The following is a 22,360-nucleotide window of genomic DNA, read 5'->3' as shown; positions in this document are numbered from 1 at the left end:
TCGGTTCGCTGTTGACGTGGCGCCAAGCTGGAGCACCCCTCATCCGACCTCGCTTCGCGAGGCCACCTTCTCCCACAAGGGGAGAAGGGAAGACCAGCGTCGGCGTCCCCAGCCCTTCGCAGGCTCAGGGCGTTCGAGGCTCGAAAAGCCAAGCAATTGGCTTTTCGTCCGCTGACGCGGACCGCCTCTCACCCCTCCAGCCAAACCTTCTCGAAATGCTGTTCCAGCGCCTGGTGCTGCTCGCACCCTTCGATGCCCTTGCGATAGGTCCGGTAGACCGAGCGCCAGTAGGGTTGGATGATGATGCCTGAATCGCGCAAATTCTTCTCGATGCCGGCCATGATCTCCTTGCGCTGGGCGGCGTCGGGGGTGGCGAGCGCCTTGTCGAGCAGCTCGTCGAACTCCTTCGAGGCGTAGGCGCTTTCGTTCCAGGCGGCGCCCGATTTATAGGCCAGCGCCAGCACCTGGACGCCGAGCGGGCGTCCGAGCCACTCGGTGCAGGAGAAGGGATATTTGCTCCAGTCGTTCCAGAAGGTGGCGGCGGGCAGCACGGTGCGCTTGATCTTGAGGCCGGCCTCGCGCATCTGCGCGGCGATCGCGTCGCCGGTGCTCTTCTGCCATTCGACGTCGACCGAGATGAGGTCGTATTCATGGTCGGCCTTGCCGGACTCGGCCAGCAGCTTCTTCGAGGCGTCCACGTCGCGCTTGGCCGGGCCGATATCGGCATATTCGGGATGCATGGGGCCGACATGGTGGTTGTCGGCAGGCTTGCCGCGGCCGCCGAGGCCGAGCGCCAGCACGGCCGAGTTGTCGACGGCGAGCTGGGCGGCGCGGCGCACCTTGACGTCGTCATAGGGCGCGTTGGCGACGTTGAAGCGGGCGACGATGGTGGAGCCGGTGGCGATCTCAGAATTCTTCAGGCCCATCTGCTCGGTCTGCGAGACGGCATCGGAGGCGGTCTCGTGGTCGGTGTCGATCTCGCCGGATTCGAACGCCGACAGCATGGCGTTGGGATCGGAGCCGTAGTCGATCCACTGGATGCCATCCAGGTAGAATTCGCCCTTCCACCAGGGCTTGTCCTTGCGCTTCACCTCGGCTCCCGTCTCGGCATCCCACTTCACCAGCTCGCAAGGGCCGGTGGTGATCGAAAGCGCCTTCAGCGGATCGCCGTCGCCCTCATAGGAGCGGTGCATGATCAAAGCGGGATAATCGGCCATGCCGGCGATCAGGGAAATGTCCGGTTTGGGCAGGTTTAGCTTGATGGTGTAGTCGTCGACCTTCTCGATGCCGCCATCGACCACCTTCTTGGTGTCGGCATTGACCAGCGCGCCCATGCGCGCGGCGACCGAATTGCCGGCAACGCCGGCCTCGCACCAGCGGGTGAGGTTGTGGACGACATCGTCGGCGTTGAACGCATCGCCGTTCGACCAGGTGATGCCCTTGCGCACATGCAGCGTGAGCGTCTTGGCGTCGTCGCTCATCTCCCATTTTTCGAGCAGCCAGGGCTCGAACGAGAAATCGGTGTTCCAGCGCACCAGATATTCGTTGCAATGGCGCGCGACGTTGGACATTTCGACGCCGTCGAAGGTGCGCGGATCCTTGAAACCCTTGACGTTCATGGCGACGCGCAGCACGCCGCCCTTCCTGGGCTCCGCCGCGCGGGCGGGCGTGGGCGCCAGCCCGCCCAGGGCAAAAGCGCCGGCGGCGCTGACGCCGAGCCCGGCCATCAGCGCCAAATATTCGCGCCGGTTGATGGCGCCGCTCCTGAAATCCTCGGCGACGGGTTTGGCTTTTGGGTGCAGTTTCCTGTCGGTCAGCATGAATTTCATCGTCGTTCCCTCTTGTTGGGCGCCCGGCCGGCCGCCTGCGCGGGGGCGGATGCGGCTCGCCGGACGCCATTGCCTGAGGGATGATAGGGCGAGCTTACGCAGCGGAGTGTTCTGGAATCCGCAAGACTTGTGCGCTGCTCCGCAGGAGGTTCGCATGAAGGGGGCCCGCGAAGGCCTTCACCTTCGTCATCCACGGGCCTGCGCGGCGTCGCTGCGCTCCTTGCTTCGCCCGTGGATGACGAGGTCACCCCCAGATCATCAGCGCGGCCAGCCCGACGATGCCGACCACCAGCCGCCACCAGCCGAACAGCGCATAGCCTTTGCGCGAGACGTAATCGAGCAGCAGGCGCACCACCAGCAGCGCGGTGACGAAGGCGGCGACGAAGCCGACGGCGATGATCGGCAGGTCGGCCGACGTCAGCACGTTGCGGTTCTTGAACAGGTCGAAGGCGAAGGCGCCGACCATGGTGGGGATGGCGAGGAAGAAGGAAAATTCCGCCGCCGCCCGCTTGTCGACGCCAAGCAGCAGCGCGCCGACGATGGTCGATCCCGAGCGCGAGGTGCCGGGGATCAGCGACAGGCACTGGAACAGCCCGATCTGCAAATAGAGCCGCGTCGGGAAGCGTTCGACGTCGCGGTACATCGGCTTCAGCTTCATGCGGTCGACGGCGAGCAGCACCACGCCGCCGATGATCAGCATGATGCAGATCAGCCGCGGCGATTCGAACAGGATGGTCTTGATGAAATCATGCGCCAGCGCGCCGATGATGGCCGCCGGCAGGAAGGCGATGAGGATGCCGATGACGAAATGCCGCGTCAGCCGGTCATGCGGAAGGTCGAGCAGCATCTGCCACAAGCGCCGGAAATAGACGCTCAGAATGGCCAGGATGGCGCCGAGCTGGATCAGGATCTCGAAGGCCTTGCCGGTCGAGTGGAAGCCGAGAAAGTGGCCGGCGAGCAGGATATGGCCGGTCGAGGACACCGGAATGAACTCGGTCAATCCCTCCAGCAGACCGAGCAGCAGGGCTTCGACGATTGTCTGGCTTTCCATTGGCTACCTCGGCATTCGCTGGATGGGCTGACAGGGCTTGCTTGTCATGGCGCCGAACTCCCCCTATAGGTCGCAACACCCTGACGGCCCGCTTACCGGGCGGCCAAGACTTACCGGTGCGCCCGGCGATTCGCCAGTGTGGCAATCCGGAATTCGCCATACCCGGGAGGAGCGCGATGCGCGAATTCCGGATTCTGAGCCACACTGCCAACTTCAAGTTCTGGTGTGGTTTGAATTTGAAGTTCCTGAACGCGGATGCCGTTGAGGGGACAGGAACTTCAAATCCAAACCACCAGTGCGCTTTATCATCGCGGAACCATGCTGACGCTTTTCCATCATCCCATGTTCGCCTCCTGCCGGTTCGTGCGCCTCGCTTTCGGCGAGTATGGCGAGGAGCTGGCGCTGATCGAGGAGAAGCCGTGGACGCGGCGCAAGGAGTTCTTGGCGCTGAACCCGGCCGGCACGCTGCCGATCCTTTTGGCCGAGGGCGACGTGCCGATCGTCGGCGCCACGGTCATCTCGGAATATCTCGACGAGACGCGCGGCGTCCTGAAGCGCGACAAGCGCCTGTTCGCCGAGGACCCGATGCAGCGCGCCGAGATCCGCCGGCTGACCGACTGGTATCTCCACAAGGCCGAGAGCGAGGTCACCCGGCATCTGGTGCGCGAGCGCGTGCTGAAGCCGGTCATGCCGGAAACCGCCGGCGGCGGCTCGCCCGATTCGGCCGCCATCCGTGCGGCGCGGGCCAACATCCGCCAGCACATGAAATACACCAACTGGCTGGCCGGCACCCGCCACTGGCTGGCCGGATCGAGGGTCACCTATGCCGACCTCGCCGCCGCCGCCACCCTTTCGGTGCTCGACTATCTCGGCGAGATCGACTGGCGCGAGCACACCGCCGCGCGCGAATGGTACACGCGGGTCAAGTCGCGGCCTTCGTTCCGGCCGCTGTTGACCGACCGGGTGCGCGGCCTGTCGCCGGTGTCGCATTATGCGGACCTCGACTTCTGACGCCGCAAAACTGCGCGCGCTGATCGACGCGCAGGCGCGGCGCGCCGGTTTCGAGGCGGTCGCCGTCACCACCCCCGATGCGATCCCGCTGGCGCCGGCCCGGCTCGCCGCCTTTGTCGAAGACGGGTTCCACGGCTCCATGGGCTGGATCGCCGAGACGCTGCAACGCCGCAGCGAGCCGTCAAGCCTGTGGCCGCAGGTGCGTTCGATCGTCGTGCTGGCGATGAATTACGGGCCGGACCACGATCCCCGCGACCTGTTGGCCAGGCGCGACCGGGGCGCGATCTCGGTCTACGCGCAAAACCGCGACTATCACGAGGTGATGAAGGGCCGGCTGAAGGAAATCGCCGGCAAGATCGTGGCGCGGGCGGGAGGCGACGTCAAAGTCTTCGTCGATACGGCGCCCGTCATGGAAAAGCCGCTGGCCGAGGCCGCCGGGCTCGGCTGGCAAGGCAAGCACACCAATCTGGTCAGCCGGCAGCATGGTTCCTGGCTGTTCCTCGGCACCATCTTCACGACGGCCGAACTGGTTCCAGACCTGCCGGAGGAGGACCATTGCGGCTCCTGCCGCGCCTGCCTCGACGCCTGCCCGACCGATGCCTTCCCGGCGCCCTACCGGCTCGATGCGCGGCGCTGCATCTCCTATCTCACCATCGAGAACAAGGAGCCGATCCCGCATGAATTCCGCGAGGCGATCGGCAACCGCATCTATGGCTGCGACGATTGCCTCGCCGCCTGCCCGTGGAACAAGTTCGCCAAGGTGGCGTCCGAGGCCAAGCTCGCCGCGCGCGACGATCTACGCGAGCCGGCGCTGGCCGATCTCCTGCGGCTGGACGACACGGCGTTTCGCGCTTTCTTTTCCGGTTCGCCGGTCAAGCGCATCGGCCGCGACCGCTTTGTCCGCAACGTGCTGATCGCTGCCGGCAATTCTCGCGATGCCGCGCTTGCCGGCGCGGTGCGCGCCTTGCTCGCCGACGCCTCGCCGCTGGTGCGGGGCGCGGCAATATGGGCGCTGGCGCGGCTGGTGCCCGAGGCCGAATATGCCGAACGCGCCGCGACCGGCCTGGAAACCGAGAGCGACGCGGCCGTGCGTGAGGAATGGGCGCGGCCGGTTCCAGCCAGGGCGCCTGCATGAGTGAAAAGCGGATATTCATCTTCGGCGCCGGCTATTCGGGCAAGGCTTTTGCGCGCGCCAACAGGGAGTCCGCCACGACGGTCGGCGGCACGACGCGCTCCGTGGAAAAATTCGAGGCGCTCCGCCAGGCCGGCATCGCGCCGCTGCTGTTCGATGGCGCGCTGACCGGCGAACTCACCAACGCGCTGGCGACAACAACCCATCTGGTGATCTCGATCGCGCCCGAGGAGGCCGGCGATCCCGTGCTGAATGCCGCCCGCGAGGCGATCGTCCGGATGCCCGTGCTCGAATGGATCGGCTATCTCTCCACCGTCGGCGTTTATGGCGACCATGGCGGCGCCTGGGTCGACGAGACGACGCAATGCCGGCCGGTGTCGAAACGCTCGGCGATGCGGATGGCGGCCGAGCAGGACTGGCTGCGGCTTGGCCGCGAGATCGGCCGGCCGGTGGCGGTGTTGCGGCTCTCCGGCATCTACGGCCCCGGCCGTAACGCCTTGGTCAATCTGGAAAACGGCACCGCGCGGCGGCTGGTCAAGCCCGGCCAGGTGTTCAACCGCATCCATTGCGACGATATAGCTGGCGCGCTGTGGCATCTCATCGGGGATGATACGGGCGGCATCTTCAACGTCACCGACGATGAGCCGGCGCCGCCGCAGGACGTGGTGGCCTATGCCGCCGCGCTGATGGGCATCACACCGCCGCCTGAAATTCCCTTCGAGGCCGCCCAACTTTCGCCCATGGCGCGGTCCTTCTATGGCGAGAACAAGCGCGTCGCCAACGCGGCGCTCAAGGCGGCGGGCTACCGGTTCCGCTTCCCGGATTACCGCGCCGCCTTCGACCATATGTGGGCAAGCGGCGACTGGCGCGACGGCGCGCCGCGCAGCCCGATGAAACGCTGACGCATTCCGTGACACGGTTTCGGGCCGGAATGCGTCGGAAAAGAAAACAGGGCGGTTGACCGGTTTGTGAGAAACGGAACCGCTCCGGCGATCGAAGCAACGTCCATTGCGTGCTATGATTCGGGCTTGGGTTTGCGGCGGGGGTTCATGGAGACAGCGATGCGGCTCGGCAAGCGTTCACAGCTGGCGGCTTTTGGCCTGCTCGCCCTCACAAGTCTCGCCGCGCCGCCGGCAATGGCCGAGGAACGCGCCAAGGACCTCTTCGGCGCCGAGAAACTGCCGGCGGCGACCGCCCCGCAATCCTTCGGCTTCTACTCCAAGGGCTGCTTTGCCGGCGGCGTCGCCATCCCCATGGACGGCCCGACCTGGCAGGTGATGCGGCCGTCGCGCAATCGCCGCTGGGGCCATCCGGCGATGATCGCGCTGGTCGAGAAACTGTCGCGCGATGCCGTCGCCGACGGCTGGCCGGGCCTTTTGATCGGCGACATCGCGCAGCCGCGCGGCGGCCCGATGCTGACCGGCCATGCCTCGCACCAGATCGGGCTCGATGCCGACATCTGGCTGACGCCGATGCCCAGCCGGCCGTTGTCGATGGCGCGGCGCGAGACGATGAGCGCGACCTTGATGGTCGACGAAAAGACGCATCTGGTGAAGGACGCGCTGTGGACGTCGGCGCATACGCGGCTTTTGAAGCGCGCGGCGAGCTATCCCGAGGTCGAGCGCATCCTGGTCAATCCCGGCATCAAGAAGAAGCTCTGCGACACCGTCAGGGGCGACCGCTCCTGGCTGCGCAAGATCAGGCCGTTCTGGGGCCACGACTATCACTTCCACATGCGCATCGGCTGCCAGCCGGGCTCGCCCAACTGCAAGGCGCAGGAAGCGACCCCGGCCGACGACGGCTGCGGCAAGCCGCTGGCCTGGTGGTTCACGCAGGAACCGTGGCGGCCCAACAAGAACCCGGATGCGCCCAAGGCGCGCGACCTGATGACCATGGCAAACCTGCCGAGAGAATGCCGCGCCGTGCTCGACGCGCCCGGGCCGGCCTCGGTCGAGGCAGCCACCTACCATGGCGGCGCCGTGCCGGTCGCGGTCGCCGCGCCCGAACCCGAAGCGCCGTCGCTGCCCGCCACCGCGGCCAGCGGCACGGCCGGCCTGCCGGGCATGGTGAACGCCTTCACCGCGACGCCCGAGATCGGCGTACCGGTGCCGCGGCCACGGCCGGGAAACTGACCGCGTCAGTTGACGCCCCGGCGCTTCGCCGCCGTTCATTCGTTACCCCGCGAGCAGGAGGGCCGACATTGCAAACGCAGGATATAGGCCTTCGCCGCGTCGTCCGGTGGGTGGCCCTTCTGAACCTGGGATACTTCATCGTCGAGTTCGCCGTGGCATCTGCGATCGGCTCCGTGTCGCTGTTCGCGGACAGCGTCGATTTCCTGGAAGATGCCTCGGTCAATTTGCTTATTCTCGTTGCCCTTGGCTGGGGCGCACGCAGCCGCGCAAGGGGCGGCATGGCTCTGGCGGCGATTCTTCTGGTGCCTGCCTTGGCAACGCTCTGGACGGCTTGGGTCAAGTTCAACCTGCCGGTCGCGCCGTCGCCGCTGCCGCTGTCGCTTGCGGGCGTCGGGGCTTTGGCCGTGAACCTGTCTTGCGCGTTCATGCTGGCGCGCTTCCGCCATCACAGCGGCAGCCTGACAAAGGCCGCGTTCCTCTCCGCGCGGAACGACGCCTTTGCCAACGTCGCCATAATCGCCGCGGGCCTTCTCACCGCCGTGATCTGGCATTCCGCGTGGCCCGACCTGATTGTCGGCCTGGGAATTGCCGCCATGAACGCCGATGCGGCCCGCGAGGTCTGGTCCGCTGCCCGCGAGGAGCACAAAGCGGCAGCCTAGTCGCGGCCGTTCGGCTTCATAAATCGGTCGTGCGCACCATCGGTTTCGAAAACCGTTTCCCTTTTCAAACTCATGCGCTAGTCAACGGGAGAACGGCAATGGGCCGTCGGGCGCCGGGGACGGACGACAAAGCATGCCAAACACAGGCGACGACGACACGGCGCTGCGGTTCCCGATCCTGATCGGCGACATCGGCGGCACCAATGCGCGCTTCTCGGTCGTGCTCGACGCCAATTCGGAAGCCGGCGAGCCGGCGATCGTCCAGACCGCCAGTTACAACACCATAGACGAGGCGATCCAGGCGGCGGTGCTCGACCGCTCCTCGGTCCGCCCCAATTCGGCGGTGCTGGCGGTGGCCGGCCCGGTCGACGGCGACGAGATCGAGCTCACCAATTGCCCGTGGATCGTCAAGCCCCGGCAGATGTTCGCCAGCCTCGGCCTCAGCGACATCGTCGTGCTCAACGATTTCGAGGCGCAGGCGCTGGCCGTCGTGGCGCTCGGCGAAGAGCACATGGAAAAGATCGGCGGCGGCGCGCCGGAGCCCAATGCCGGCCGCGTGGTGCTCGGTCCCGGAACCGGGCTCGGCGTCGCCGGGCTGGTGCACGCGCTGCGCCACTGGATCCCGGTGCCCGGCGAGGGCGGCCATATGGACATCGGCCCGCGTTCTAGCAGGGATTTCGAGGTTTTCCCGCATATCGAGAAGATCGAGGGCCGCATTTCGGGCGAGCAGATCCTGTGCGGACGCGGTCTGGTCAACGTCTACCGGGCGGTGGCCAAGGCGGACGGCAAGCCGTCGCCCTTCACCACGCCGGCCGAGATCACCGCAGCGGCACTTGCCAGGACCGATCCGGTTGCGCAGGAAGCGCTGGAGATATTCGTCACCTGCCTTGGGCGCACCGCCGGCGATCTCGCCTTGGTGTTCATGAGCCGTGGCGGCGTCTTTCTCACCGGCGGCATCGCGCAGAAGATCGTGCCGGCGCTGAAACAGGGCAATTTCCGCGCCGCCTTCGAGGACAAGGCCCCGCACAGCGAACTGATGCGCACCATGCCCGTCTATGTCATCACCCATCCGCTGGCGGCCCTTCTGGGCCTCGCCGCCTACGCCAGGAACCCTTCGCTGTTCGGCGTGCAGACCGCGGGCCGCCGCTGGCAGGCCTAGGCTGGGTCGCATGACGGACCAGGCGTCCGTTCGGTCCCCGCGACGAAGTTAATCAGGCGCGGGCATAGGCAAGCCGGCCGCTTGGCGCTAAGAGGGGCGCCAGAAGGGATGCTGTGTGCAGCCCGGTCTTGCCAAGCGGAAACCACGAAGCGCTCCCGATTTGACACTCCAAGCTCCAAACAAGCAGAAAGCCACTCCCGGCGAGGTCTGGGCGGTGCTGCGCCGTATCATCGCCGAGAACGGCCGCGACTATTTGTGGTCCTACATCTTTGCCGGCGCCTGCCTGCTAGCGGTGTCCGCCACGACCGCTTTCACCGCCTGGATCATGAGCCCTGTCGTCAACCAGATCTTCTATGAGCGGCGCGGCGATCTGATCGTGTGGATTTGCGCCGGCGTCATGGGCGCCTTTCTCGTGCGCGGTTTCGCCGGCTACGGCCAGGCGGTGACGCTGGCGACCGTCGGCAACAATCTGGTTGCGCGCTACCAGCGCCGCATCTTCGATCACCTGATGAAGCTCGGCGTCGGGTTCTTCAACGACACGAGATCGGGCCGGCTGGCGGCGCAGGTCAACGAGAACGTCAACGGCATTCGCGACCTGCTGTCGATGACGCTGACGTCGATCGCGCGCGACGGGGTGACGCTGTTCGGGCTGCTCGGCGTCATGATCTACCAGGATCCGGTCCTGTCGCTCAGCTCGCTGGTGATCGGGCCGCCGCTCATCTACACCGTTGTCTATCTGATGCGCCGGGTGCGCCGCATCACCCGCGAATCGGTGCAGATCAACTCGCGGCTGATCGGCGCCATGCAGGAAGCCACGCAAGGCATCGCCATCGTCAAGGCCTTCACCATGGAGGACGAGCTGTCGCGGCGCATCGGCCAGCTCGCCAACAGCGCCGAGCACCGCGGCAACAAGATCGCCCGGGTTTCGGAACGGCTGTCGCCGATTTCCGACATGCTGGCCGGTCTCGCCGTCACCGGCGTCATCGCCTATTCCGGCTATCGTGCGCTCGTCCTCGGGCAGCCGCCGGGCGCCGTCTTCTCCTTCATCACCGCGCTGATGCTGGCCTACGACCCGGCAAGGCGGCTGGCGCGCATGCAGGTCGGCATGGAGCGCGCGTTGGTCAATGCGCGCATGATCTACGAAATCCTCGATCTCGAACCGCAGCAGGGCGACGCGCCGGAAGCCGCCGAGGCGAATTTCACCACGGGCGAAGTGCGCTTCAACAATGTGAGCTTCCGCTATGTCGAGGAGGCACCGGTCCTGCAGGACCTCAGCTTCGTCGCCGCCGCCGGCAAGATGACCGCCATCGTCGGCGCCTCAGGCGCCGGCAAGACGACGCTGGTGGCGCTGCTGCAGCGCTTCTACGACGTCGAGGCGGGCACGATCGAGATCGACGGCCAGGACATTTCGAAGATCACCAAGCAGTCGCTGCGCAGCTCCATCGCCTATGTTTCGCAGCAGCCCTACCTGTTCGAAGGCACCATACGCGACAACATCCGCTATGGCCGGCTCTCCGCCACCGACGCCGAGATCGAGCAGGCCGCGCGGCTGGCCCAGGCCGACGGCTTCATCCGCCAGCAGCCGCTCGGCTACGACACGCCCGTCGGCGAAAACGGCGCGTCGCTGTCGGGCGGCCAGCGCCAGCGTGTGTCGATCGCCCGCGCCATCGTCCGTCAGGCGCCGATCCTGCTGCTCGACGAGGCGACCTCGGCGCTTGACAATGAGGCGGAAGCCAAGGTCCAGGAAGCGCTGACCCACGTCATGGAGGGGCGCACCACCATCGTGATCGCCCACCGGCTGTCGACGGTGGTCAATGCCGACCACATCATCGTGCTGGAACAGGGTCATCTGGTCGAACAGGGCACCCATGCCTCGCTGATGGCCGACCCGCACAGCGTCTATTCCCGCTTCCACCGGGTGCAGGGCAGGAAGGGCCTGGGGCTTGTCGATGACGGCGCGCCGATCCAAACTCCGGCGCCAGGGCCGACGCAACCTATCGAGACGCAGGGCATCGCCGGGAGCGCGAGATGAGTGAAACGCCGACAGCCGACAGACCCGCGGGCGATATGGGCCTGGTGGTGGTGGGCGCCGCCGGCCGCATGGGCCAGACGCTGATCCGCGCCATCCACACAATGCCGGGCGCACGCGTCGCCGGCGCGATCGAGCGGCAGGGATCGCCCTATCTCGGCAAGGATGCGGGCGAGCTTGCCGGCATCGGCATCATCAATGTGCCGATATCGGACGATCCGCTGCCGGCCTTCGCAGGGGCGGACGGCGTGCTCGATTTCACCGCCCCGGCTGCGACCGTCGAATTCGCCGGCTATGCGGCGCAGGCGCGCATCGTCCATGTCATCGGCACGACCGGCTGCTCGGCCGACGACAATGCCAGGATCGCCGCTGCGGCGCGCCATGCGACGATCGTCAAGTCGGGCAATATGAGCCTCGGCGTCAATCTCCTGGCGGTGCTGGTCGAACAGGCCGCGCGCGCACTCGACGCCGGGGATTTCGACATCGAGATCCTCGAAATGCATCACAGGCACAAGGTCGACGCGCCGTCCGGCACCGCTCTGCTGCTGGGCGAAGCCGCCGCCGCGGGGCGTGGCGTGCCGCTTGCCGGCAACGATGTGCGCGTCCGCGACGGCCACACCGGCGTGCGCAAGCCGGGCTCGATCGGCTTCGCAACGCTGCGCGGCGGCTCGGTGGTCGGCGACCACAGCGTCATCCTGGCCGGCACCGGCGAACGCATCACGCTGGCCCACCATGCCGAGGACCGCACCATCTTCGCCCGCGGCGCCGTCAAGGCAGCCCTGTGGGCGCATGGCAGGAAGCCCGGCCTTTACTCGATGCGGGACGTGCTCGGGCTTGCCTGAAACGACCCCGGACCATCTTCATCCCCATGCAATTCCAGACAGAAAACCGCTTCCCACTTCTGCTGGAATTGCTCAGATCCCAGAGGAGCAAAAATGTCGAGAACCCTCGTGCTCGTGCGCCATGGCCAGAGCGAATGGAATTTGAAGAATCTCTTCACCGGCTGGCGTGACGTCGACCTGACCGAACAGGGCCACGCCGAGGCCAAGGCAGCCGGCCGGAAGCTCAAGGCACGCGGCCTGAAGTTCGACATCGCCTTCACCTCGGCGCTGGTCCGGGCGCAAAAAACCTGCCAGCACATCCTCGACGCCGTCGGCCAGAGCGACCTGAAAACCGTTCGCGACCAGGCGCTGAACGAGCGCGACTATGGCGACCTCTCCGGCCTCAACAAGGACGACGCGCGCAAGAAATGGGGCGAGGAGCAGGTGCATGTCTGGCGCCGCTCCTACGACGTGCCGCCCCCCGGCGGCGAAAGCCTGAAGGACACCGGCGCCCGCGTCTGGCCTTATTACCTGCACGACCTCCAGCCGCATGTGCTGCGCGGCGGCACGGTGCTGGTCGCCGCCCACGGAAATTCGCTGCGCGCGCTGATCATGGCGCTGGACGGCAAGTCGGGCGAGGAGATCGTCAAGCTGGAACTCGGCACCGGCGTGCCGGTCATCTACACGCTCAATGCCGATTCCACCGTGGCGTCAAAGGAAGTGCTGGAGGGCTGACCGGCAAGCGTCCCGGTCACCAAATTGTCAAAGTCGGCGCCGCCCCTCATTGTCCTGCCGGACATTTCTCCCCGTATAGTGACGGGGAGAAAGGGCTGGCCGCAACGCTGGTGATTGGCGAAACCGTTGATGAAAGCGCCCCTCTCCCCGTCACTATACGGGGAGAGGATGCCGGCAGGCAGGTGAGGGGCGGCGCCAACGCCCGAAACTGAGCCGGCGCGCGGCAGCCCTCGAAAAAAAACCGCGTTGACACGCACCGCTTGCCCGCTTATTGAGCCCGCACCAGCCCAGATGGCGGAATTGGTAGACGCGCACGGTTCAGGTCCGTGTTCCGCAAGGAGTGGAGGTTCGAGTCCTCTTCTGGGCACCAAATTCCCGTCTCTGAACCGTTCGACGGTTCAGAGACTCGCAGAAAAAGCCCGGCTCGTCCGGGCTTTTTTGTTGCCTGTGCGACCGATCGCCTGGTCATTCCCGCCGACAGAAAGCCGCGGGGATTTGCCCGACATCATGCGCACGCCCGCCGGGAAACGTGCGCTGTCGATGACCGTGCCCTTATCGCACGGACCCTGTCACCGTCCGGTCGACGGCGGGAACGGATTTGCGGTCGTTGCCGGCAAGTGCGGCGATGATCAGCAGGCTGGCGACGACCGGGACGAACAGGACCGCCACGCGGGCTTGTACGTAAAGAATGGCGCGCCATTCATTGCGCTTGTCAGGGCTGTCGCTCATCATACACTCTCTGTCATGCCCCTCCCGGGCGGTGACATAGCGACGAACGGTTAAACAACCCCTTCCGAAATCGTTAACCGGCGGGAATTGCGCTGGCTCAGTTCAATCCGATCCGCTTTGCGCCATGCCGGAACAATGCCTCCGCGTCCGCCTCGAAACGGAACGTGCCGATGAAATCGTCGGCGCGGTAGTCCGGCAGCGTCTTGCGGAGGGCGGCGGCGAAATTGCGTGCCTCGTCGAGCCGCCCGGCCAGCGCCAGGCAGTGTGCTGCTATCGCCAGGATGATGGCGTGGGCATTGGGCCGCGCCGCCGCCTTCAGCGCCCATTCTGCCGCTTCCTCGAACTGGCCGAGCCGCACATGCGACATGGCGCGCGCGCCCAGCATGCCGAACAGCAGCGGGTCGAAAGGGCTGAGATGGCGCGAATGGTCGGAGGAGCCGATCGCCGACTGCGGATCGCCTGACTGCGAGTGGACGAAGGACAGCGCATAGTGGCCGAGCGCGAAATTGGGGCTGAGCTCCACTGCCCGTTCCAATTCGAAGAGCGATCCGTCCTGTTCGCCGCGCAGCCACAGCGCCCGGCCCATCGCCCAGTGCGCGGCAGGGTTCTGTTCGTCGACCAGGAGACTGTGCCCCGCTGTCTCGTAGGCCAGCGCGCTTTCGTGGTCGCGGTCGCCCCAGCGCTGGAAAGCGCTTTGCCAATGGGTGAAGGACAGGCCGGCATGGGCGCGGGCGAAGGTCGGGTCGAGCGCCGTCGCCACGCTGAAGAAATGCTGCGCCAACTCGTTTTCCGGCTGGGTGAAGCGGTACATGTGCCAGAGGCCGCGGTGATAGGCCTCCCAGGCGTTGAGCGAGTTGGGCGCCTTCAGCATGGCGCGGTTGCGCTCGACCGTCTCGATCTCGGCCGAGATAGACGAGACGATCGCGTTGCCGATATCGTCGAGCACGCCGAAGAGGTCGTCGGCCCGGCGCTCGAAGCTCTCGGCCCAGACGATCCTGGCCGTGCGAACCTCGATGAGCTCGACGGCGATGATGACGCGGCCGGCCACGGTGCCCACCGTGCCGGTGGCGACATAGTCCACATTCAGCTGCCGCCCCGCTTCCTGCGGCGCGATGTTTTTCTCGGCGAGCGCGAAGACCGAGCCGCGCGCGATGACGAAGAAATCCCTGAGCTTGGCCAGACGCGTGATGATGTCATGGGTCAGGCCGTCGGCGATCCCGCCGCGCGTGCCGCAAGGGCCGGCAGTCTCGACGAACGGCATCACCGCCAGCGAGGCGTGGCTGGGCTCCACGCCCACTGGGGCGGGCGACGGCGGCGATGCCGCGATGCCGGCGGGCTGCGCCGCAAGCCGATCTACAGCCGGCCGATCTACCGCCGGCCGATCTATCGACGGCCGATCTTCCGCTGGCCGATCTTCCGCTGGCTTGTCGCGCAGCGCCTGCCAGGCCGCGCGCACCGGTCCGAAGTCCAACCCTTCCGATTGGAACAATTGCGCCGTCGCCGTCAGGTGCTGCTCGGCCGCGCCGATGGCGCCGCGCCCGGCCAGATGCGTGAGCAGCGCCAGATGCGCGCGGCCGTCGAACGGCGCCAGCTCCACCCATCGGTCAAGACCGGCTGCTGCCGCCTCCGAACCGGGCGGAACCGCCGCGACAAGGTGCTCCAGCACGGCGGCGTGAGACGACTGGAAGCGGCGGCGCTGCGCGATCAGCCAACTCTCGAAAAACGGACTGCGGTCGAGCTCCAGACCGTCGAGAAAGTCGCCGGCGAACAGCTCCGACAGCGATCGCAGGCGCTCCGCGTCGAGGGAGGCGATCCCTTGCGCGGCGGCGGCGCTAACCTCCAGCGCGTCGACGAAACAGCCGTCGAGGCGCAATGCGACCGTGTCGTCCTGTGTCTCGACCCGACGGTGCCCCGGCTCGTCGAGGACGGCGCGAAGCTTGCTGAGGCACCAACGCAACTCGCCCCTGGGGTCGTTCGGAACATCCCACAAGAGCTCGCACAGCCGAGCGCGTCCGACCGGATGCGGCGCCAGCGCCAGATAGGCAAGCAGCGCGCGCAGCTTGCGCGATGCCGGCAATTCGGCCCGCACGCCATCGCGCACGACCGCAAACGGCCCGAGCAGGCGCACGGCAAGAGCGGGCTTACCGCGATCCAGGCTCGGTCGAGCGGATTCCACGTGCATTTCCACGCTTGCTCCCACGCTTCCTCCCACGTTGGCCGGTCGGCCCTCGTTTATCACCGAACACGGCCTGAACGCACCCGGTTGCGAGTTGCGCGCCGGGATGCGGGCAGCCGCATTGCCGGCACGTCGAGCGACCCTAGCGCGGCAAGGTCTCGAAACCTCGCCGCCCAAGCCGCCGGTTTGTAACCGGCCCGTGACCGCAAGGTACCAACACAGACGAGGAGACCAGACATGTTGCAGCAAGCAAGAATCAGAACCACGGCCGGCCGCGGCCGCCTGTTCGACAGCATTTTGGACACGGTCGGCGACACGCCGGTCATCCGCATCAACAATCTTGGCCCGGCCCACGCGACGATCTACGTCAAGGCCGAGTTCTTCAACCCGGCTGCCTCGGTGAAGGACCGGCTGGCGCTCAACATCATCGAGGAGGGCGAGCGCAGCGGCGCGTTGAAGCCGGGCCAGACCATCGTCGAGGCCACCAGCGGCAACACCGGCATCGGGCTCGCCATGGCCTGCGCGCAGAAAGCCTATCCGCTGGTCGTCACCATGGCCGACAGTTTTTCCGTCGAGCGCCGCAAGCTGATGCGCATGCTGGGTGCCAAGGTGGTGCTGACGCCGCGCGCCGAAAAGGGGTTCGGCATGTACAAGAAGGCCGTGGAGCTGGCCGAGGCCAATGGCTGGTTCCTGGCGCGACAGTTCGAAACCAGGGCCAACGCCGCCATCCACGAGGCGACGACGGCGCGCGAGATCATCAATGATTTCGCCGGCTCGCGGCTCGATTGCTTCGTCACCGGCTACGGCACTGGCGGCACCGTGGTCGGCGTGGCGCGCGTGCTGCGCCGTGAGCGGCCGGATGTCCGTATCATCCTGTCCGAGCCGGCCAACGCCCAGCTCATCGGCAGCGGCAAGGCGCAGCAGCGCGGTGTCGACGGGGCGCCCGCCGCCAGCCACCCGGCCTTCGAGCCGCATCCGATCCAGGGCTGGACGCCTGATTTCATCCCCAACGTGCTGCAGGAAGCGGTCGATGCCGGTCTCTATGACGAGGTGATGCCGATCGCCGGGCCCGAGGGCATCAAATGGGCCAAGGCGTTGGCGCAGAAGGAAGGCATCTTCACCGGCATTTCCGGCGGCGCCACCTTCGCCGTGGCGCGGCAGGTCGCCGAGAAGGCGCCGGCCGGATCGGTGATCCTGTGCATGCTGCCCGACACAGGCGAACGCTACATGACGACGCCGCTGTTCGACGGCATCGATGCCGAGATGGACGCCGACGAGACGGCGCTGTCGCGCTCGACGCCCGGCTGCCAGTTCCCGGCGACTTGACGGGAGGCTGTCATGGACGTCGCGCAGGAAACCCCTGGCACTGTGGCCGAGGAGACGCTTGACCCCCTGGACTGGGCCGATGTGCAGGCCCTGTCGCACCGGGTCATCGACGATGCCGTCGACTATCTGCGCGACGTGCGCGACCGTCCGGTCTGGCGGGAGATGCCGGCTGACGTGAGGGAGGTCTTCGCCGCACCCCTGCCGCGAACGCCGGCGCGGCTAGCCGCCGTCTATGGCGAGGTCTCCCGCACCGTGATGTCATACCCGATGGGCAACATCCATCCTCGCTTCTGGGCTTGGTACATGGGCTCGAGCAACTTCACCGGCGCGCTCGGCGATTTCCTGGCGGCGATCCAGGGTTCCAACCTCGGCGGCGGCAACCATGCCGCCGGGCTGATGGACTGCCAGGTCGTCAACTGGTGCAAGCAAATGCTGGGGTTTCCCGTCTCGGCCAGCGGCACGCTGGTCAGCGGCGGTTCGATGGCAAACATGATCGGGCTGACGGTGGCGCGCAACGTCAAGGCCGGCATCGACGTGCGCGAGCACGGCGTTGCCGCCATCGAGAAGCCCCTGCGCTATTATGGCTCGGACCAGCTCCATTCCTGTCACCGCAAGGCCATGGAGGCGCTCGGCCTCGGCAACCGGGCCTTGCGGCGAATACCGACCGATGCCGGGCTGCGCATCGACATCGCTGCCTTGCGGGCGGCAATTGCCGAGGACCGCCAGGCGGGCTTCAAACCGGCCTGCGTCATCGGCAATGCCGGCACCGTCAACACCGGAGCGATCGACGACCTGCGGGCGCTTGCCAAGCTGGCGCATGAGGAAGAGCTCTGGTTCCATGTCGATGGCTGCATCGGCGCCCTGGTCGCCATCGCTCCGCAGAACGCCCATCGCGTCGCCGGCATCGAATGGGCCGATTCGATCGCGCTCGATCCGCACAAATGGCTGCACGCGCCGTTCGAGGCCGGCTGCGCCCTGGTCAGGGACGCCCTCGCGCATCGCCGTACCTTCGCCGTGACCCCCGAATATCTGGAATCGACGCCGCGTGGTCTCGCCTCCGGCGAATGGCTGCACGACTACGGTTTGCAGACGTCGCGCGGCTTTCGCGCGCTCAAAGTATGGATGGCGCTGAAGGAGCATGGCATCGACAAATTCGGCCGCCTGATCGACCAGAACATCGCGCAAGCGGCCTATCTCGCCGGACTGATCGAGGACGAGCCGTCGCTGGTGCTGATGGCGCCGACCACGATCAACATCGTCTGCTTCCGGCATCGGCTTGCCGGGGCGTCCGGCGAGGAGCTTAAGCGGTTCAACACGGAGATCATGCTGCGTTTGCAGGAACAAGGCATTGCGGCACTGTCGGACACGACGGTGCAAGGCCAGCATTGCCTGCGCGTGGCGATCACCAACCACCGGACCCGGCGCGACGATCTTCACCTGCTGGTGCGGGAAACGCTGCGGCTGGGACGCCAGATCGCGGCGGAGGCGGCTTCCTAGTTCGCGGCGGCCATGCGAGTCTGCTGGCATGATTCGAAAGGTCCAATCGTGACGCTCTTTCGCTCGGCCACACTCGCGGCATTGGTTTTCACCACCTCGGCTGGGGCTGCCGACATGGCTTTCTTCGTCAAGAACCAGCGCGGGCAGGCCGTTGCGGTCGAACTGTTCAGCCGCGACCGCGAAACGGTCTGGCCGGGCGACGACAAGGTGTTCCTGATCGATCCCGGCTCACGCAAATCGGTGCCGATTTCGTGCAATGAGGGCGAACGCATCTGCTACGGCGCGTGGGTCAACGGCAATGACGCCATCTCGGCCGGCGTCGGCCCGGACAACGACCGGCCCTGCGACGATTGCTGTTTCATCTGCGTGCACCATTCGACCGAGACCGTCGACCTGGTGGAGTAGCGCCAATCTCCCCAAAATTAGTCCGGGATTGTCGCGGTCGCCCCCTTTAGCGATCGCTCGCCCCGTGCAATGCCCGCAAGGCGGCCGGGTGGGCCGTTTATTTTTGGGGGATATCATGTTCTACGCCTATGCGCGCCGCTCGCTGGCCGCGCTGTCTCTTGCCATACTGCTGGTGCCGTCGGCCCATGCCGGCGACGTCACCTTCGCCATCAAGAACAGCCATCCCAATGCCATGCGCCTCGAGCTCTACAGCCAGGACCGCGACTATGTGTGGCCGGGCAACGGCAAGGATTTCTACCTCGATGACGGCGAGACCAGGCAATTGCCGGTCTCCTGCGACGAGGGCGAATCGATCTGCTACGGCGCCTGGGTCGACGGCGACGAAGGCACCTATTGGGGCGTCGGCCCCGGCGACAAGGAAAAATGCGACGATTGCTGCTATACCTGCAGCGGCGGCGAGACCGAGGAAATCGAACTGGTTCCCTGACCGGCTTGCCAGCTTGACGCTTTTCCTGCCTGGGGCATAGCCTGCAAGAACAGCACCCAAAGCACGCCGCATCCAGGCGGCGTGCGTCAGGCAACAGGAGCAAGGCGATGGCAGGTCCGGTCGAGGGCGAGAAGATAGACGTCGGCTTTGCCGGCCGGCGCTGCATCCATTCGCGCAATTGCGTGCTGGGCGATCCGCATGTCTTCGTGCCGAACGCGCCGGGAGAGTGGATCCATCCCGACGCGGCCAGCGTCGAGAAGATCGTCGCCATTGCCGAAAGCTGCCCGTCAGGCGCCATTACCTATGTCAGGAAGGATGGCGGGCCGCAGGAAAGGCCGCCGGTGGTCAACACCGTGCGCATCAGGGAAAATGGCCCGCTGGCCGTCCACGCCGAGATTATGCTCGACGGCGAGACGTTACACCGCGCCACGCTCTGCCGCTGCGGCGCGTCGCAGAACAAGCCGTTCTGCGACGGCAGCCACAACAAATCAGGTTTTGCCGCCACCGGCGAGCCGGCGCTGAAGGACACGCCGGCGCTGGACGCGCGCGACGGGCCACTCAAGGTTACGCCGACGAAAGACGGGCCGCTCAAGCTCGAAGGCAATATGGAAATCGTCACCGGCACCGGCCACACGGTCGACCGCACGCAACGCGCCTTCCTATGCCGCTGCGGCCATTCGGCGAACAAGCCGTATTGCGATGGGTCGCATAAAAAGGTTGGGTTCGTGGGGTAGGTTGACCCTGCCATTGAAGCTGCCAATCTCCCCCCTCGTGGGGGAGATCGAACTCCTCCCGTGGCCCAGCGCTCTCAGCTTTATCGTCCGGCCGCTATAGGTTAAGGGCGAGAAGCATTTTCCTATCTGCTCGGGCCATCATCAGACATGACCAAGACCAAGCCAAAACCTCTTTTCCTCGGCATCGACACCGGCGGCACCTACACCGATGCCGTGCTGTGGTCTGAAACCGAAGGCCCGCAGAGCGGGCCGAACAAGGGAAAGGTGCTGGCCAAGGCCAAGGCTCTGACCACCAGGCACGATCTCGCCGTTGGCATTTCCGGCGCCGTCGACGCGGTTCTGGAAAAAGCGGTCACCGATCCGGCCGCCATCAAGCTTGTCTCCATGTCGACGACGCTTGCCACCAACGCGCTGGTCGAGGGCCAGGGTGGCCGCGTCGCGCTGATCATGATCGGCTTTTCCGAGGCGGACCTTGCCCGCGATGGGCTGAAGGCGGCATTGGGCACCGATCCGGTCGTGTTCTGCCCCGGCGGCCACGATGTGCACGGCAATACCGCCAAGCTCGACCTGTCCGGCCTTGAGGCGGCGCTGTCCGAACTCGGCGGCTCGGTCTCGGGCTTTGCCGTCTGCGCCTATTTCGCCACCCGCAACCCGGCGCACGAGATCGCCGCCCGCGAGCTGATCCGGGAGAAAACCGGCCTGCCGGTCACCGCGAGCCATGAATTGTCGGCCAAGCTAGGCGGTCCGCGCCGGGCGCTGACGACGCTGCTCAACGCCCGGCTGATCTCGATGATCGACCGGCTGGTGGCGGCGACCGAAGGCTTTCTCGAGGCGCGCGGCATCGCGGCGCCCCTGATGGTGGTGCGCGGCGACGGTGCGCTGGTGTCGGCGGCGTTCGCCCGCCAGCGGCCGATCGAGACCATTCTCTCCGGCCCGGCCGCCAGCCTGGTCGGCGCGCACCACATGACCGGATTGGAAAACGCGGTGGTTTCCGACATCGGCGGCACCACCACCGACGTTGCGGTGCTCGACAAGGGACGGCCGCGGCTCGATCCGGAAGGCGCCACCGTCGGCGGCTTCCGCACCATGGTCGAGGCCGTCGCCATGCGCACCTTCGGCCTCGGCGGCGATTCCGAAGTAGCGTTGGAAGACGGCGCTCTCAACCCCAGGCTCCTGCTTGGACCGCGCCGGCTGGTGCCGCTGGCGCTGGCCGGCATGGTGCATCGCGAGGCCGTTCTGGCGGAACTCGAGCGCCAGCTGCGCGCGCCGAACACCGGCCGCATGGACGGCCGCTTCGCGGTGCGCACCGGCGTGCCCGACCGTCTTGCCGCCGGGCTGACGGCTCCGGAAGCAAGGCTCTATGAAGCGATCGGCGCAATGCCCTTGCCCCTCGACAGGCTTTTGACCTCGAATGCCCAGAACGCTACCCTGAACCGCCTGGTGTCGCGCGGGCTGGTGCACATTTCAGGTTTCACCCCGTCGGATGCGGCGCATGTGCTTGGCAAGCAGGCGAACTGGGATGCCGCGGCCGCCCGCCTCGGCGCAGAGCTGTTTGCCCGCAAGCGCGACGGCCGCGGCCAGGCGATCGCGGCCTCTCCCGAGGCGATTTCGGAGCGCGTGCTGGCGGCGCTGACGCGCTGGTCGGCCGAATATATCCTCCAAACCGCCTTCGCCGAGGACGGGCTCGACGGCGCGGCCACCGTTGCGCATGCGCTGGTGCAGCGCGCCGTCGACGCGCATCCCGGCATTGCGCGCCTGAGCGTCGCGCTCGACCGGCCGGTGATCGGCCTCGGCGCCTCGGCGCCGCTGCACTATGCCGGACTGCCGCCATTGGTCGGCAATGACTGCGTGGTGCCTGATGATACGGATGTCGCCAACGCGCTCGGCGCCGTGGTCGGCCAGGTCCGGGTATCGGCGGAGGCGCGCGTCAGCCAGCCCAAGGAAGGTCTGTTCCGTCTTGCCTCGGGCGAGACCGTGCGCGATTTCCTCGACGAGGCGGCGGCGATCGCGGCCGCCGAGGCCGATGTGCGCGCCATCGTCGCGGAGCGCGCCAGGGACGCCGGCACCGACAGCGCCGAGATCGATGTCGCGACCGAATTCCGCGTCTCCACCGTCGAAGCCCAGCGTATGTTCATCGAGGCGCATGTGGTGGCGGTGGCTTCGGGCAGGCCACGGATCGCGGTGTGATGGAGGGTGTAATCTCCCCCCTTGTGGGGGAGATGGCCGGCAGGCCAGAGGGGGGCGCTGTCCCGCCAGCGTCTCGGAGCAGCGCCCGCTCATACTCGACGTCGACCGACTGCACGAAATACCGAAACTTGCCGAGGTCGGCATTCCTTCGCGCCCCCCTCTGCCCTGCCGGGCATCTCCCCCACTTGGGGGGAGATTGGCAGCGTCGCCGCCGGCACCAAGCCTAAAAACCGCGCCTACCTGCCTTGCCTTCACCCTAAG

At 66.6% G+C, this 22,360-nt stretch carries 19 protein-coding genes and 1 tRNA gene; 16 read left to right on the top strand and 4 right to left on the bottom strand.

From position 1 onward, the window contains the following. Positions 1-188: 188 nt before the first annotated feature. Both FJ443_RS01760 and FJ443_RS01755 read right to left on the bottom strand, forming a co-directional pair. Positions 189-1,829 carry an ABC transporter substrate-binding protein gene (locus tag FJ443_RS01760; protein WP_140662545.1) on the bottom strand — a complete coding sequence of 547 codons (1,641 nt, stop codon included), beginning with the start codon at positions 1,827-1,829 and terminating at the stop codon, positions 189-191. Positions 1,830-2,073: 244 nt separating this feature from the next. Then, positions 2,074-2,880 (bottom strand): undecaprenyl-diphosphate phosphatase, encoded by an 807-nt coding sequence (locus FJ443_RS01755; RefSeq protein ID WP_140524368.1) that lies wholly within the window; start codon positions 2,878-2,880, stop codon positions 2,074-2,076. 318 nt (positions 2,881-3,198) lie between these two features. Here FJ443_RS01755 and FJ443_RS01750 point away from each other — a divergent pair, with 318 nt between their 5' ends. From FJ443_RS01750 to FJ443_RS01700, 10 genes are all read left to right on the top strand, one after another. After that, positions 3,199-3,891, top strand: coding sequence for a glutathione S-transferase family protein (locus FJ443_RS01750; protein WP_140491712.1), 693 nt, complete (start codon positions 3,199-3,201; stop codon positions 3,889-3,891). Beyond that, the gene (gene queG, locus FJ443_RS01745) at positions 3,872-5,026 is read left to right on the top strand and encodes a tRNA epoxyqueuosine(34) reductase QueG (protein WP_140662542.1); all 1,155 of its coding nucleotides are present in this window, start codon (positions 3,872-3,874) and stop codon (positions 5,024-5,026) included. The genes FJ443_RS01750 and queG overlap by 20 nt, the downstream gene beginning before the upstream one ends. Then, positions 5,023-5,925 (top strand): SDR family oxidoreductase, encoded by a 903-nt coding sequence (locus FJ443_RS01740; RefSeq protein WP_140662540.1) that lies wholly within the window; start codon positions 5,023-5,025, stop codon positions 5,923-5,925. Before queG ends, FJ443_RS01740 begins: the two co-directional genes overlap by 4 nt. A 147-nt stretch (positions 5,926-6,072) precedes the next feature. Then, positions 6,073-7,155, top strand: a complete 1,083-nt coding sequence (mepA, locus tag FJ443_RS01735; RefSeq protein WP_140524361.1) for a penicillin-insensitive murein endopeptidase — start codon at positions 6,073-6,075, stop codon at positions 7,153-7,155. 68 nt (positions 7,156-7,223) lie between these two features. Continuing rightward, positions 7,224-7,814: a cation diffusion facilitator family transporter gene (locus tag FJ443_RS01730; RefSeq protein ID WP_140662538.1), complete on the top strand. Its 591-nt coding sequence runs from the start codon at positions 7,224-7,226 to the stop codon at positions 7,812-7,814. A 133-nt stretch (positions 7,815-7,947) separates the two neighbouring features. Continuing rightward, complete coding sequence (locus tag FJ443_RS01725) at positions 7,948-8,973, top strand: glucokinase (RefSeq protein ID WP_140524358.1); 1,026 nt, start codon at positions 7,948-7,950, stop codon at positions 8,971-8,973. 160 nt (positions 8,974-9,133) lie between these two features. Beyond that, positions 9,134-11,005 carry an ABC transporter ATP-binding protein gene (locus tag FJ443_RS01720; RefSeq protein ID WP_140662536.1) on the top strand — a complete coding sequence of 624 codons (1,872 nt, stop codon included), beginning with the start codon at positions 9,134-9,136 and terminating at the stop codon, positions 11,003-11,005. Beyond that, complete coding sequence (gene dapB / locus FJ443_RS01715) at positions 11,002-11,844, top strand: 4-hydroxy-tetrahydrodipicolinate reductase (protein WP_140524355.1); 843 nt, start codon at positions 11,002-11,004, stop codon at positions 11,842-11,844. The genes FJ443_RS01720 and dapB overlap by 4 nt, the downstream gene beginning before the upstream one ends. Positions 11,845-11,937: 93 nt before the next feature. Beyond that, positions 11,938-12,558, top strand: a complete 621-nt coding sequence (locus tag FJ443_RS01710) for a 2,3-bisphosphoglycerate-dependent phosphoglycerate mutase (RefSeq protein ID WP_140662534.1) — start codon at positions 11,938-11,940, stop codon at positions 12,556-12,558. A gap of 285 nt (positions 12,559-12,843) precedes the next feature. Continuing rightward, positions 12,844-12,928 (top strand) — tRNA-Leu (locus FJ443_RS01700). 182 nt (positions 12,929-13,110) lie between these two features. Here FJ443_RS01700 and FJ443_RS01695 read toward each other — a convergent pair. Both FJ443_RS01695 and FJ443_RS01690 read right to left on the bottom strand, forming a co-directional pair. Next, positions 13,111-13,290: a hypothetical protein gene (locus tag FJ443_RS01695; protein WP_140524353.1), complete on the bottom strand. Its 180-nt coding sequence runs from the start codon at positions 13,288-13,290 to the stop codon at positions 13,111-13,113. Positions 13,291-13,384: 94 nt separating this feature from the next. After that, the gene (locus FJ443_RS01690) at positions 13,385-15,469 is read right to left on the bottom strand and encodes a transcriptional regulator (RefSeq protein WP_140662938.1); all 2,085 of its coding nucleotides are present in this window, start codon (positions 15,467-15,469) and stop codon (positions 13,385-13,387) included. 231 nt (positions 15,470-15,700) lie between these two features. Here FJ443_RS01690 and FJ443_RS01685 point away from each other — a divergent pair, with 231 nt between their 5' ends. The 6 genes from FJ443_RS01685 (at position 15,701) to FJ443_RS01660 (ending at position 22,099) form a co-directional block, all read left to right on the top strand. After that, positions 15,701-16,789, top strand: coding sequence for a pyridoxal-phosphate dependent enzyme (locus tag FJ443_RS01685; protein WP_140662532.1), 1,089 nt, complete (start codon positions 15,701-15,703; stop codon positions 16,787-16,789). Positions 16,790-16,801: 12 nt separating this feature from the next. Next, on the top strand, positions 16,802-18,286 hold the full coding sequence (locus FJ443_RS01680; RefSeq protein WP_140662530.1) for an aspartate aminotransferase family protein: 1,485 nt from the start codon (positions 16,802-16,804) through the stop codon (positions 18,284-18,286). 48 nt (positions 18,287-18,334) lie between these two features. Next, positions 18,335-18,691 carry a hypothetical protein gene (locus FJ443_RS01675; protein WP_140559119.1) on the top strand — a complete coding sequence of 119 codons (357 nt, stop codon included), beginning with the start codon at positions 18,335-18,337 and terminating at the stop codon, positions 18,689-18,691. 115 nt (positions 18,692-18,806) lie between these two features. After that, on the top strand, positions 18,807-19,178 hold the full coding sequence (locus FJ443_RS01670; protein WP_140559118.1) for a hypothetical protein: 372 nt from the start codon (positions 18,807-18,809) through the stop codon (positions 19,176-19,178). A 107-nt stretch (positions 19,179-19,285) separates the two neighbouring features. Further along, positions 19,286-19,912 (top strand): CDGSH iron-sulfur domain-containing protein, encoded by a 627-nt coding sequence (locus tag FJ443_RS01665; RefSeq protein ID WP_140547389.1) that lies wholly within the window; start codon positions 19,286-19,288, stop codon positions 19,910-19,912. Between the two features lie 147 nt (positions 19,913-20,059). Further along, positions 20,060-22,099 carry a hydantoinase/oxoprolinase family protein gene (locus FJ443_RS01660; RefSeq protein ID WP_140662528.1) on the top strand — a complete coding sequence of 680 codons (2,040 nt, stop codon included), beginning with the start codon at positions 20,060-20,062 and terminating at the stop codon, positions 22,097-22,099. The last annotated feature ends 261 nt before the right edge of the window (positions 22,100-22,360 follow it).

Source organism: Mesorhizobium sp. B2-6-1, from assembly GCF_006440475.1.
GTDB lineage: Bacteria > Pseudomonadota > Alphaproteobacteria > Rhizobiales > Rhizobiaceae > Mesorhizobium.
The sequence above is the reverse complement of the archived record's forward strand: the minus strand, read 5'-3'. Positions and strand labels throughout refer to the sequence as shown.